General features: G+C 61.9%; 7 protein-coding genes. 4 read left to right on the top strand and 3 right to left on the bottom strand.

Translation table 11 applies throughout. From position 1 onward, the window contains the following. Positions 1 to 21: 21 nt before the first annotated feature. A complete protein-coding gene (locus D0T11_RS19485) occupies positions 22 to 267 on the bottom strand; it encodes a hypothetical protein (RefSeq protein ID WP_119657488.1) in 246 nt (81 codons plus the stop codon). Between the two features lie 185 nt (positions 268 to 452). On the opposite strand from D0T11_RS19485, the gene D0T11_RS19480 reads away from it, so the two are divergent. Next, on the top strand, positions 453 to 2,747 hold the full coding sequence (locus D0T11_RS19480; protein WP_119657487.1) for an efflux RND transporter permease subunit: 2,295 nt from the start codon (positions 453 to 455) through the stop codon (positions 2,745 to 2,747). A 116-nt stretch (positions 2,748 to 2,863) separates the two neighbouring features. Further along, positions 2,864 to 3,445 (top strand): hypothetical protein, encoded by a 582-nt coding sequence (locus tag D0T11_RS19475; RefSeq protein ID WP_119657486.1) that lies wholly within the window; start codon positions 2,864 to 2,866, stop codon positions 3,443 to 3,445. Positions 3,446 to 3,586: 141 nt separating this feature from the next. Here the strand turns inward: D0T11_RS19475 and D0T11_RS19470 are convergent, their stop codons facing one another. After that, on the bottom strand, positions 3,587 to 6,217 hold the full coding sequence (locus tag D0T11_RS19470) for a M1 family aminopeptidase (protein WP_119657485.1): 2,631 nt from the start codon (positions 6,215 to 6,217) through the stop codon (positions 3,587 to 3,589). Between the two features lie 1,139 nt (positions 6,218 to 7,356). Here D0T11_RS19470 and D0T11_RS19460 point away from each other — a divergent pair. Then, on the top strand, positions 7,357 to 9,342 hold the full coding sequence (locus D0T11_RS19460) for an AAA domain-containing protein (protein ID WP_119657483.1): 1,986 nt from the start codon (positions 7,357 to 7,359) through the stop codon (positions 9,340 to 9,342). Between the two features lie 194 nt (positions 9,343 to 9,536). On the opposite strand, the gene D0T11_RS19455 is transcribed toward D0T11_RS19460, so the two are convergent. Then, positions 9,537 to 11,549 carry a DUF262 domain-containing protein gene (locus D0T11_RS19455; RefSeq protein WP_119657482.1) on the bottom strand — a complete coding sequence of 671 codons (2,013 nt, stop codon included), beginning with the start codon at positions 11,547 to 11,549 and terminating at the stop codon, positions 9,537 to 9,539. Between the two features lie 498 nt (positions 11,550 to 12,047). Between D0T11_RS19455 and D0T11_RS19450 the strand changes: the two genes are divergently transcribed. Next, positions 12,048 to 12,563, top strand: coding sequence for an FKBP-type peptidyl-prolyl cis-trans isomerase (locus D0T11_RS19450; protein ID WP_119657481.1), 516 nt, complete (start codon positions 12,048 to 12,050; stop codon positions 12,561 to 12,563). The last annotated feature ends 196 nt before the right edge of the window (positions 12,564 to 12,759 follow it).

Below are 12,759 nucleotides of genomic sequence, written 5' to 3'. Positions count from 1 at the left end.
CTTTTAAATCATTTTGTCTACTTACAACGACTTGCCCACCACCTTGGCGGCCGGAGCGGGCGTAGCAGCGGCGGCACTGGTTTTGGCTTCCTTTTTCATGCAGCACGAGGGCGTGCCGGCCGAACCCATGCTCCCGGCCATGTCGCAGTGGGCTTTGGCTTCGGTAGAGGCGGCGGTTTTTTTGGCTTTCTTGCCTTTCTCGCCTTCGTGGGCGGAAGCAGAACCAACGAAAGCAAACAAGGCGAGGGCGAGCAAAGCGTTTTTCATGGAAAGGCAATAGTTAACAGGAGGAAACAAATGGTGGAAACCGACGGTTGACTTTCGGCTACCCCTAAAGTAGGCAACTACTGGCATAGTTCCGCCATGGACGAAGCCCCGCCCACCCCTTTTCTGCAGTCGGCCCACGCTGCTTTTGTTCTACGATTCGCGCAGCGGAAGCTTCGCGCTACTATATGCCCCTTCGCCGACTCGCGCACCTGACGCTGCTGGCCCTCGCGCTGCTCACGGCGCTGGCCGTTTTCTTCGTGGCCCAGCTGCGGTTCAACTACAATTTCAACGACTTCTACCCCGCCGGCGACCCCGACCTCGACTACTACGAGGCGTATTCGGCCCGCTTTGGCAACGACAACGACTACGTGCTGCTGGGCCTCGAAGCCCCGGCGGGCCAGACGGTGTTCGCGCCCGCCTTTCTGGTCCGGGTTGATTCGCTGACCCGGTTTCTGGGCGGGCGGCGGCACGTGCTGCGGGTATCGTCGCCGACCAACGCCAGCAACCCGGTGGTAGAGGGGCCGGGCGTGTTCAACATCCCCTACCTGCACCCCTACGAGCCCGGCCGCCGGGCCCTCGATTCGGCGCTGGTGTACCGCACGCCGGGGCTGGTGGGCAACCTGATTTCCCAGGATGCCCGGGCCGCCACCATCCTGTTCCAGACCTCGCCCAACCTGAGCAAGCCGCCCGGCGACTCGCTGCTGAGCGCCCTGCGCCGGGAGCTGGGCCGCCAGGGTTTCGCCGAAGCCCAGTACCATTTGGCCGGCAAGCAGGTGGCCCAATCGGTATTCGTAGACCGGCTGCAGGACGAGCTGGTGCTGTTTATGAGCCTGTCGGTGGTGCTCGTGACGGGGCTGCTGTGGCTTACGTTCCGGACCTGGTGGGGCGTGGTGCTGCCGCTGGTGGTGGTGCTGGGGGCCATTTTGTGGGGGCTGGCCGTAATGTCGGCGGCCGGCATCAGCATTGATTTGATGACGGCCCTGCTGCCGGTGATGCTGTTCGTGGTGGGCATGTCGGACACCATTCACCTGATGACCCGTTACAACACCGAGCTGGGCTATGGGGCCGAAAAGAAGCAGGCACTGCTGGTGGCCATGCGCGAATCGGCGTTTGGCTCGGGGCTGTCGGCGCTGACTACCAGCATCGGCTTCTTTTCGCTGATGACCAGCTCCATCCGGCCCATTTATAACTTCGGCCTGTTTACCGGCATTGCTATTCTGCTCACGTTTGGGCTGAGCTTCACGCTGCTGCCGGCCCTGCTGATGCTGCTCAAGAAGCCCCAGCTGCGGGTGCCGCGCGCCCAGGGCCACAGCTGGGACGGCGTACTGGGCCGCCTGTTCCGGCAGGTGCTGGCCCGGCGGCACTGGGTGGTGGGCATCAGCGCGGTGGTGCTGGTGGTCTCGATTGGCTCGGCTTCTACCATCCGCATCAACTCGGCCCTGCTCGACGACCTCTCCAAAAACGACCCGGTGAAGCTGGATTTCCGGTTTTTTGAGGACCAGTTTGCCGGCGTGCGGCCCTTCGAGCTGGCCCTGAGCCCCGGCCCCGGTCGCACGGTGTTCGATTTGGAAGTGCTGCGCGAAACCGAGCAGATTGAGAAGTACCTGCAGAAAAGCTACGGCCTCAACTTCGTGGCCTCGCCGGTTACCATCATCAAATCGGTGCGCAAGGCCCTGAATGGCGGCATGGTGGAGGAGTACCGCCTGCCCGCCGATGAGGCCGAGCTGGCGCGGCTGCTGCGCAAGGTGAAGCTGTTTCGGCGCAAGCCCGAGTTCCGGGCCCTGGCCCTGCCCGATGCCACCGCCGGCCGCCTCACCGGCCGCATGGCCGACGTGGGCAGCATCAAGGTGCATGCGCTCAACACCGGCCTGCGGCAGTTTCTGCGCACGTCCGTCGACTCGACGGTGCTGCAAACCCGCCTCACCGGTTCGGCCAACCTCATCGATAAAAACAACGAAAACCTGAGCCGCGACATGATTGTGGGCATGACGCTCGACATCGTGATGGTGACCATCATCGTGCTGGCCCTGTTCCGCAGCCTGCGCATGACCATCGTAGTGCTCATCCCCAACCTGGTTCCGATTCTGATTGTGGCCGGCGTGATGGGCCTGGCCGGGGTAAGCATGAAGGTGAGCACGAGCATCATTTTCACCATTGCCTTCGGCATTGCCGTCGACGACACCATCCACTTCATGAGCAAGCTCAAGCTGATGCTGCTCAAGGAAGACGACCTGTTCCGGGCCGTGCGCAAAACCTACCTCATGGCCGGCAAAGCTGTTATCGTCACCTCCCTGATTCTGGTCGGCGGCTTTTCCACGCTGCTCTTTTCCTCCTTTGATGGCACGTTTTACGTGGGCTTCCTCATTGGCCTGACGTTGCTGTTTGGGGTAGTGGCCGAGCTGACGCTGCTGCCGATTCTCATTCTGTGGCTCTACAAGCACAAGCCCAAGGCTATCCGGGAGGCGGTGGTGGTTCCCTGACATTGTAGTGGAGGCAAGTGCGGCCGGCGCCGGGTAGTTCGTGGAACTGCCCGGCGCCTTTTGCGTACACACCGCGCCCGCTGCGGGCTGAAAACCACTTCCCCACCTTTGCGCCCATGAAATTTCTGCTACCCGCTCTGTTCGCCTTTTCCTGCACCGCCGCCCTCGCTCAGGCACCCACAGCACCTGCTCCACCCACCAACCCGCTGCCCGGCCTGATTAAGGAGCGCCAGCGGCTGGTGAGCCAATACGAGGCCGCCAACGGCCAGCGCAACGCCTTTCTGGCCAACAAGCCCAGCAAAAAAGACCTCCAGGAAGTCGTGGACGCCCTCAAGGGCATCATTCGTAAAGACACCGAACTGATTCAGGCGGTGCAGGAGGCCACCCTGCGCAACACGGCCGCCGTGGTGGCCGAAAACCAGCAGGTCAAGCAGCAGGTCAACGTGGCCCAAACCGACCGCAGCAGCACCCAGCAGCGCTTCTACGACCTGCAAAACCAGATTACCAACCTGCAGGAGCGCGACCGGCAGCGCGACAAAAAACTCCGCGACCTGCAAGCCACCGCCGACGCCGCCACCAGCGCCCGCACCTCCCGCGAGCTGCTGGCCGTGGCCCTGGCCCTACTCGCGGCCGGCCTGCTGGCCTACGTGCTCAAGCTGCGCGGCCAGCTAAACGCCCGGCCGGTGCGGCGGAAGTAGTTGTCAGTTGAAGGAACGTCAGGCAGAACGGCTGTAGCGCGAAGCTCCAGCTTCGCGCATCGTTGAACGGAATCGTTGCATCGTCGCTCACAACTGCTCGGTAGTCAGCAACGACACGCGAAGCTGGAGCTTCGCGCTACATCACTCCCGCACCAACTTCTCCGCCCGAAACACATCATCAGCCGCCTGCAACAGTTTGGCGTGGAGCTGGGGGTTGTAGCTGGGGTGGGCCGTGAGAAAGTCGCGGACGGTGCGGGCGGCGGTGGGCGTCTGGTAGCTACCGAGCGTGGCCTGGAGCCAGGAATAGGGGAAGAAAATGTCGCCGGTCTGCTGAATTTCCTCCAGCAGCGCCAGGCTCTGGGGCAGGTATTTTTCGGAGGTAGCGGCCCGCAACGGGTGGTGCAGGTAGCCCAGCGCCGCTGTCACCCAGGCCTCCTTTTCGCGGTTCTTTTCCTCAGCCAACGAGGCGAAGAAAGCGTCGCGGGTGGCCGGGTCGGGCGAGAGGGCGGGCAGCATGAACTCCATGCGCTTGCGGCGGTCGGGGTTGGTGATGCGGGTGAGTTGGCGGGCCAGGATGGGCGCGGGCGCCGGGTAATCGCGCACGGCCAGCGCCAGGGCCAGGCTGGTGTAGTCGTCCTCCGTCAGCTTGACGCCCGCGGGAGCCTGCTGGGTGCCCCAGATACGGTAGAGGCGCGTTTGGGCCGCCCGGCTCAGGGCCACCGACTGGTAGGCTTTGAACAGCAGCTTCTTGGAATTGGGCGCGGGGGTTTTCGCCAACGCCTGCCACAACTCGGTTTCCAGCGCGGGGGCTAAAGCGGCGCGGCGGGCGGGCGGCAGCAGCTTCCAGTACACGTCGGTCAGCTGGCTGGTGAGCAGCTTGAGGTTCAGCTCCTCGGTTTCGCGGGGCAGCTGGCGGCGCACCACGGCCAGCAGCTCGGCGGGCGCGAGGGCGCGGCCGTTGAGCATGTTTTCGTAGAGGTTTATATAGGCCGCTGCCCGGGCCACCGGCGTGGGCAGGGTAGCCAGGCCGGCCGGCAGCGGCTTATCAACCGGGAAAACGCCGTAGCCCAGGCCCGTCGAGTTGAACAGGATAAACGCTGGAGCCGGCTCGCCCACGGCGGCGGGCACCGCCACTTCGCGGGCGTTTTGGTTTACGGTCAGCTCGCGGGTGCGGCCGTTGGGGTACACTAGCATCACCTCGAACAGCTGGGGCCAGAGGCGGTCGGAGCCATCTTCGGCCTGCTGGCTGAGCGTAAGGCGGGTGATTTTTCCGGCGCTGGTTTGCAGATCGTACTTGAACACCGGACGGCCGGGCTGGTTTACCCACACCTTGTTCCAGGCCTGCAAATCGGCGGGCGTGCGCGCATCCAGAATCTTAATCAGGTCGGGCCAGGTGGCGTTGCCGTGGGCGTACTGCTTCAGGTAGGCGCGCAGCCCGTCGCGGAAGGGCTCCTCCCCCATCAGCCGCTCCAACTGGCGCATCATGATGGGCGCTTTGTGGTAGATGATGCCCCCATAGAGCGAGCCTGCGTCGCTCAGGTTGTCCAGATTTTGGCGGATGGGGTTGGCCCCGGTGGTCCGGTCCACGCCGTAGGCGGCCGGGTAGTGGTCGATGACGAACTTGAGGTCGTAGTTCGACTCCGGCAGCGCCACCTGGGTGATTTTGTCGGCCATGAAGTTGGCAAACACCTCCTTCATCCACACGTCGTTGAACCACTGCATGGTCACGAGGTCGCCGAACCACATGTGGGCCGTTTCGTGGGAAATCAGGTTGGAGCGGGCTATTTTCTGGTCCTGGGTGGCGCCCTCGTCCAGGAACAGCGCACTGGCCTTGTAATCGATGGCGCCCACGTGCTCCATGCCGCCATACTGGAAATCGGGCAGAACCACGAAATCGAACTTCTGAAACGGATACGGAATGCCGGTGTAGGCTTCCATAAACTGAAGCGCGTCGGCGTGAATCTGAAAGATGGGGTCCAGGCTCAGCGCCAGCTTGCTCTTGTCGGTTTCGCGGTGCAGCAACTGCATGGGTCGGCCCGCCGGACTGCGCCCGAGGCGCGAGAACCGGCCCGCCGCGAACGAGAACAGGTAAGTACTGATAGTATCGGACGGTGCGAAGCGGTAAGTTTTGCGGCCGTTGGCGCGGCTCGAATCCTGCAACGGGCCGTTGGCCAGGGCCTCCCAGGTATCGGGCAACGTGAGCGTGAGCGTGAAGGCGGCCTTTAGGTTAGGCTGGTCGAAGACCGGGAACACGGTGCGGGTGCGGTCGGGCACGAGCAGCGTGTAGAGGTAGTCGTCGTTGCGGTTGAGGCTTTGGTTGCCGGCCGTAAAGTCGATTTGCACTTCGTTGGGGCCGGTTTTGAGGTAGGAGGCGGGTAGCACCAAGTGCTCATCGTGGTGGTCGATGGGCACCGGCCGGCCGTTCACGCGCAGGGCGCGCAGGTTGGCCGTTCGCTCCTTGAAGTCAAGTTGCAGCGGCCGGCCGGCATCGGCAAGGCGGAAACGCACGGTCTCGGTAGCCGCAATGGGCGCGGCCTTGTCGGGCGGCACCGTGAAGTGCAGCGCGTAGCCCAGGCCCGACACCCGGGCGGCCCGCTCCTCGGCCAGCTCCCGGCTCACGCCCGCCACCACGGGCACCACCGGGGCAGCGGTTGTGGCAGCCACGACGGGCGTAGTCCCCGGTATCAGCGGGGCGCGGGTGCAGGCCGCCAGCAACAGGGGCAGCACCGGCAACAACGAGTAACGGGAACTCGGGAAGAGGCAACAAGTCATACGGAAGAGAAAATAGCGGCGCACAGAGGCCCAAGATACGGTCGTTTGGGCAGGCAGGTCTGCCGGCGAATCAAGCCAGTCACAAGAGGTTTACTGCCTTTTTCCGCCTTACCCGGCGCAAGACGAATGCTTTCTGCTCTGCCTACCCGGCCGGCCCCACTCCTGCTGCCCTTGCTTCGCCCTACGGCCGCTTGAGTCAGCTATCCGGCTATTTTTCGACCCCGGCGTAAGGTGGGTTTGAGCGTGGCCCATCTTCCCTTCTGCGGCGGGGGCTGCTACCAGGTACCTGTGCAGAAGCAACGATGGGCTGCTTTTACCGGGCTCCCCCTCGCCTTTTTCATTCCGCGCATCGGGCGGCGTAGGGGGGCCGGGGGGTGAGGCATGGGGCCAGGGCAGACCCGAATACGTTTGAGTGACTACATCGCCCACATCAAGTACAAAATGCAGGAGCAGGGCCTGCCCCAGCGCCACCTGGTCGAGTGGCTGGGTAAGTCGGGTAAACGAAACCCTGAACCACCAGCGCAAGCGCACCGTCAAAATGATGAAGCCGCTGCCCCAGCACCCAGGGATTTTGGCGGAAGTATTGCTGGCCTCCGTGTTCGTCCCACTCGTTTTGGAGTCACATTCTATTCGTGCGAAGATGCACTCGGCCTTCTAAAAGCACATCTTCTGATTAACCCCCGATAATAACCTCGTCTATAAAGTTACGGACATCGATGCAACAACTCTCGATTCAAAGCACAGAATCCCAAATATAAATTCACCATTTTGGCGTGGCATATGTTACCCACAAAGATTCCAGGAAAATACGTGAGGTACTATTTGTTGGTCTGCGAACTGGCCACTGGTATTGTGCTGATCCAGGACTGCATCACGCGGTTCCAAAAGCACGACAGCGCGATGGAGCTACCATACATTGAAATTGAAGTATATTCTATTGAAGCCGCTCGGCGTCTAGTCACAGGTATCTTAACCACGCATCCGAAAGTGGAGGTAGTCATCTTTGACGAACAGAAGAAGTATGTGGAAACCATATCCGCCTACTGCTGACGACCAGTCCATTCCCAAATTCCTCCCGAACTTGCGGCCACCTTTTGCCCGGTTTCGTTGTTACTCACGGACCCAAAAAACTGAATCTGTTGGCTGAACAACCTACTTATACCGAACCCTACGCCCTCGAAAAGGAGTTGCGCAAGGTGCAGGCCCTCATGAAGCTCGAGCAGCAGGAGGACTACGAGCAATTCAAGATCAAGAGCGCCCAGGCCAGCATTGCCGAGCGCCAGAAACGGGGCCTGACCTGGTACCCGGTCAAAATCACGAAGGAAGACATCGGCTTCGGCGGCAAGCTCGTCATTGAGCTGGAGCGTCAGGGCGGGCAGGGCGCGCTGCACCTGTTTCAGGTAGGCAAAAATGCCGCCCTGTTCGGCAACATCCCCGGCCGCTCGGGCTCCGATAGGCCTACGCTGAGCGGGGTGATTACCAGCGTCAAGCGCAACAAAATCCTGCTCGCCACTACCAAAGAGGACTTGCCCGACTGGGTGGAAGACGGCAAGCTGGGCGTGGATCTGACCTTCGACGAGGTGAGCTACCGCGAGATGGAGTACGCCCTGGGCAAAGTGATGGGCGCTTACGACTCGCGTCTGGCCGAGCTGCGCGACGTGCTGCTGGGGGCCAAACCCGCCCGCTTCCGACCCGCCGCCGAAGCTACGCTCTACTACCCTTCGCCCCTCAACGAGAGCCAGTTGGCCGCCGTGCGCCACGTGCTGGCGGCCCAGGACGTGGCCATCATCCACGGCCCGCCCGGCACCGGCAAAACCACTACGCTGGTGCAGGCCATCCTGGAAACCATCCGGCGCGAGCGGCGGGTGCTGGTGTGCGCCCCGAGCAATACGGCCGTCGATTTGCTCACCGAAAAGCTGGCCGAGCGCGGCGTGAACGTGATTCGCATGGGCAACCCGTCGCGGGTATCCGACCTGCTGCTTCAGCACACGCTCGATGCCCAGATCATGAACCACAAGAGCTACGCCGAGCTGCGCAGCCTGCGCCAGACGGCTGAGCAGTACCGGGAACAGGCCGGCAAGTTCAAACGGCACTTCGGCCACGAGGAGCGTGAGCAGCGCCGGTTGCTCAAGCAGCAGGCCCACGATTTGTTGCAGGAGTCGGACCAGCTGGAGCGCTACATTACCGAGGATTTGCTGGAGCAGGTGCAGGTGATTACCTGCACGTTGGTGGGCGCCAGCAACCGCGCCATCCGCCACCTCACCTACGAAACCGTGTTCATCGACGAGGCCGCCCAGGCCCTGGAGCCGGGCTCCTGGATTCCGATTTCCAAAGCGGGCCGCGTGGTGCTGGCCGGCGACCATCAGCAGCTGCCGCCCACCGTGAAAAGCGAAAAAGCGGCCCGCGAGGGCCTGCGCGAAACGCTGTTCGAGAAGTGCATCAAGCGCCAGCCCGACACGGCCCGGATGCTGGAAGTGCAGTACCGGATGCACGAGCTGATTATGGAGTTCAGCTCCCAACAGTTCTACGACGGCCGCCTGCAAGCCGCCCCCGCCGTGGCCCAGGCCGACCTGCCGGCCTACGACCCACGCTTTGCCCCCGACCTGGCCGTGGAGTTTCTCGACACGGCCGGCTTCGGCTTCCAGGAAATCACGATTGCCGAAAGTCGTTCCACCGCTAACCCCGAGGAGGCCGACCTGCTGCTGCGCCGCCTGGCCCAGTTGCTGGAGCCCTACGACCCCGCCGACCACGAGGACGACCTGCTCACCGTGGGCGTAATTGCCCCCTATCGCGCCCAGATCAACTACCTCAAGGATGCCATCGAGGAAAACGACGAGCTGGTGGGCCTCATGGAGCACCGCATGCTGAGCGTGGGCACCGTCGACTCGTTCCAGGGCCAGGAGCGCGACATCATCGCCATCAGCCTCACCCGCAGCAACCCCCAGGGCGAAATCGGCTTCCTGAGCGACGTGCGCCGCATGAACGTGGGCATGACCCGCGCCCGCCGCAAGCTGCTGCTCGTCGGCGACTCGGCCACGCTCGGCTCCCATCCTTTTTACAAAGCCTTTCTGGAATACGTGGAGAGCATCGGAGCCTACCGCACGGCCTGGGAGCTGGAGAGTTGAGCGCTGGCTCTCAGTAACCAAAGAGCTATAAGGGTTCGTTTTTTTCCAATCAATAGCCTCAAAAGCCCGGCCCCAACAGCTTCGTGTCGGGGCCGGGCTTTTAAGGCTATTGGTTTGCGGCGTGCGCGAAGAAGCATAGTCCGATTTGCAACCGCTGTACCATCCTGGCTTATCGGAAACGCCGGGCATTGGTCCTAAACGGCCGTTTCGACTGCCCATTCTGCGGGGGCAATCCCGGCCTGCTGCACGATGAACTGGCAGTTGAGCCGGTGGGCTTTCGCATTGTTGTGGCCCTCGTAGAATTGCGCGGGCGCGATGGTAGCCGGACTACGCAACTGCTGCGGCTGCGAAGAAAAGTAGTTGGGCTTGGCGGCTTGCAACTGTGCCCACAACTGCGGCCGGCCGGTAGCCGCCAGCTCGATGGTTGCTGTCACGACTTCAATCCAGGTAGACACCGCCCGGCGGTGGCCCTGTAAAACGACTGCCGTAGGCCGGATGCTGGCATTGCGGCCACCCTCCCCGCTCAAACTGGCGTCGGCCGTGTTGGGCGCGAAAGAGGGCCAGCGCTCTACCAGCAGTTGAGCCAACCGACGGCTTCGTTCCCGGATGGCGGCCCCATTCCAGCCAAACGCAGTAGCCAACTCCGCGTTCAGCCCCACGTGGCTGGCCGCGAAATGCACCTGCTTGCCGGCGAAAGGCAGATTGGACAGCTCACTGTTGTAGCCCGTCAGGGTGAGGTTGCCGAGCGTATGGAGCAGTTGCTGGTGGTCGCGGTCGGCTTGTTCGCCCAGCGCCACTAGCCACGCCGGGGTAATCGTCTGGGGCATGATGTGCTCGATGCTCAGTTTGCTCAGTTGCACGGTTTCTTTCTTGCTCAGCTTACTTTCCAGCGTGTCGAGCAGCAATTTTGTGCGCGTGCGCCGCTCCCCGGCATGATGGTAGAGCGGCTGCTCCACCAACGCTTTAAGCACATCCGAATCGGCCGGGTAATTTTGGGTGGCCAGATAGCTCTGGATATCGGCCAGCAAGGTTTCCGGTGCGTGGTCGAGGCCGTTCGTGCGGGAAGCCAGCGTTTGCATGGACTTGTTGGCCCCGCCAGTGCCCCGGCGGGCCATAAACCCGCGCATCGCGTAATTTTCCAGCACGTCGAGTACCGCCAGCAGCGTCTGCTGCGGCATCTGGCCGTGGCGCACCTGGTCATAGAAACGCATGATAAGCGGGTAGGCCACCGTGAGTCGGGTGCGGTGCAGGCGTTCGAGGGCCTGGCCAATGGCCGCGTACTGAGTTTCCAGCGCCGGCTGCAACATGCGGGCATAAGTAGGCGCATAGCGCGCCAGTTCGGCCAGCACCTCGGGCACCGCCCGGCCGGCTACCGCTTTTCGAAACGACTGGTACACATCGGACTTGGGCACATTGCCGCCATGTCGCATCAAATAGTGCCAGATAAACACGGTCAGCGAATCGCCCAGCGCCGCCTGCATGGGCATCCAGTACTGTTCGTTCAGCTCATCCTGCTGGTCGGGCTGGATTTTCATGAACAAGTAGTTGCGGATCAGGTCGGCAGCGGTGAGCTGCATGCCTTTCGCGTTCAGGCTTTCAAAAACCAGGTACGGGTCGTCGTCGTCGTTGAGGGTGATGCTGACCAGCGAAAGTCGTTCCAGCACCAGCCGAAACATTTCTTCGGCCCGCGTGGGCTGCTGCCGAACCCAACTCTGGAGCTGCTGCCGGAAGTAGGTGAAAGCGTCGGTTACGAGACTATTGACGGGCGCGGTTCCGGGGGCCTGATCGGCTATCTGCCGGAACGCGGGCCGGTCGGCCTGGGTAGGCAGCAGCTTGTACCGCTCGTGGGCCGGCGCGTATTTATTGGTCAGATAGGTATCCGTGATGCGCTCGGCCAGCTGCTGATGATCAATGGCCTGGGCCGTATCGCGGAGGGCGACCAACAGAATGAACAGCGTAGTCAGCCGCTGCTGCCCGTCGATGACGGCGTATTTGCTTACGCCCGTGGGCACGGTGTTGGTGGGGTGCATGACCACCGAACCAATAAAGTGGTTCCGGCCAGCCTCCATCTCGGGTAACAGGAGCAGATCTTGCCAGAGAGCTTTCCACTGCTTGAGTTGCCAGCTGTAGGGCCGCTGAAACAGCGGCACGATAAACTGTAATTCGCCGCTAAAAAGCTTTTGCGGCGTTGCGTAACGAGCATCCATAAAGAGAATAGTTCGGCTATTGGGCGAACAACAGCTTCAAACATACACCCTTTGGAACCAGCCACCCAAATTTTCTCCCCCGTACCGAGCGGCGCACTATCGTAGCTGCGGCCGTAAAGCTGTGTACAGGCAAAATCCCCCAACGCGCTGGCATCAGGGGATTTTTGCTTCTGAAACCTCGCACCCAGGGTCGTGACGCTGTTATGCTTCAGGTTGATGAGGAAGATGGCGTTCTGCCGGGCATCCGTCAGGTGGGCCTGGTCAGTGTTGCGGTCAATCAAGTACCCATCAATGCAGGTGACTTTTCGCCGGTCGGGGCCGGGGCCAGACGTGCGGCGGGGCGGGGCCATTCGCCGACGACGAATGGCCCTGTCAACCAACCCCAGTTCCCCGAACCGAGTATGCTTACCAGGCGGCCGGATTTCCGGACCATTTCCGTAACTAGCCACCTGAACCTATTTTCCAACCCCATCCCGGACGCGTCCGTCCCCCCGCAGTATGGCTCAAATCAGCGCAAACAAAGTCGTTACCATCACCTACGACCTGAGTGTAACCGACGAAAACCAGGAGAAAGTATTAGTAGAGTCCGCCGAAGCTGACGCCCCGATGGTGTTCCTCTTCGGCCAAAGCGGGCTGCCTGAGGAGTTTGAGCACCAGCTCAGCGGCAAGCAGACCGGCGAACCGTTCAGCTTCAGCCTCACTCCTGAGCAGGCCTACGGCGACTACGACCAGCAGGCGGTAGTAGAGATTCCCAAGAACGTATTCGAAATCGACGGCCAGCTTGACAGCGAGATGCTGCAAGTGGGCAACTTCCTGCCCATGGCCGACAACCAGGGCCACCACATGCAGGGCAAGGTGATGGAAATCAGCGACAACGCTGTAAAAATGGACTTCAACCACCCGCTGGCCGGTATGGTTATGCACTTCGACGGCACCGTAGCCGACGTGCGCGAGGCCACCCAGGAAGAAATGGACCACGGCCACGTCCATGGCGAAGGCGGCCACCAACACTAGTTCTCTTTAGGCTTATTGGCAATGAAAACGGGGCTTCGCGGCCCCGTTTTTTGGCGGTGGTATAATGCGAGGTGATTCAGGTTGGCGTTAACCGACGGTTGTGCTCGTCGATGACGAGTTGGATGCGCGTATGGTGCATTTTCTCGCACCGGCTAAACGAGCAGGACTTGCGCACCAACACGCCGCACTTTTGGCG

Origin of the sequence: Hymenobacter rubripertinctus, assembly GCF_003583925.1 — a bacterium.
In the GTDB taxonomy this organism is placed as follows: Bacteria; Bacteroidota; Bacteroidia; order Cytophagales; family Hymenobacteraceae; genus Hymenobacter; species Hymenobacter rubripertinctus.
This window is presented reverse-complemented; position numbering and strand designations above follow the sequence as displayed.

Bases quoted from the DNA above. Each gene is read 5' to 3' on its own strand.
- D0T11_RS19480 (WP_119657487.1), top strand. From the start codon at position 453: ATGCCCCTTCGCCGACTCGCGCACCTGACGCTGCTGGCCCTCGCGCTG.
- D0T11_RS19470 (WP_119657485.1), bottom strand. From the start codon at position 6,217: ATGACTTGTTGCCTCTTCCCGAGTTCCCGTTACTCGTTGTTGCCGGTG.
- D0T11_RS19455 (WP_119657482.1), bottom strand. From the start codon at position 11,549: ATGGATGCTCGTTACGCAACGCCGCAAAAGCTTTTTAGCGGCGAATTA.
- D0T11_RS19450 (WP_119657481.1), top strand. From the start codon at position 12,048: ATGGCTCAAATCAGCGCAAACAAAGTCGTTACCATCACCTACGACCTG.
- D0T11_RS19485 (WP_119657488.1), bottom strand. From the start codon at position 267: ATGAAAAACGCTTTGCTCGCCCTCGCCTTGTTTGCTTTCGTTGGTTCT.
- D0T11_RS19475 (WP_119657486.1), top strand. From the start codon at position 2,864: ATGAAATTTCTGCTACCCGCTCTGTTCGCCTTTTCCTGCACCGCCGCC.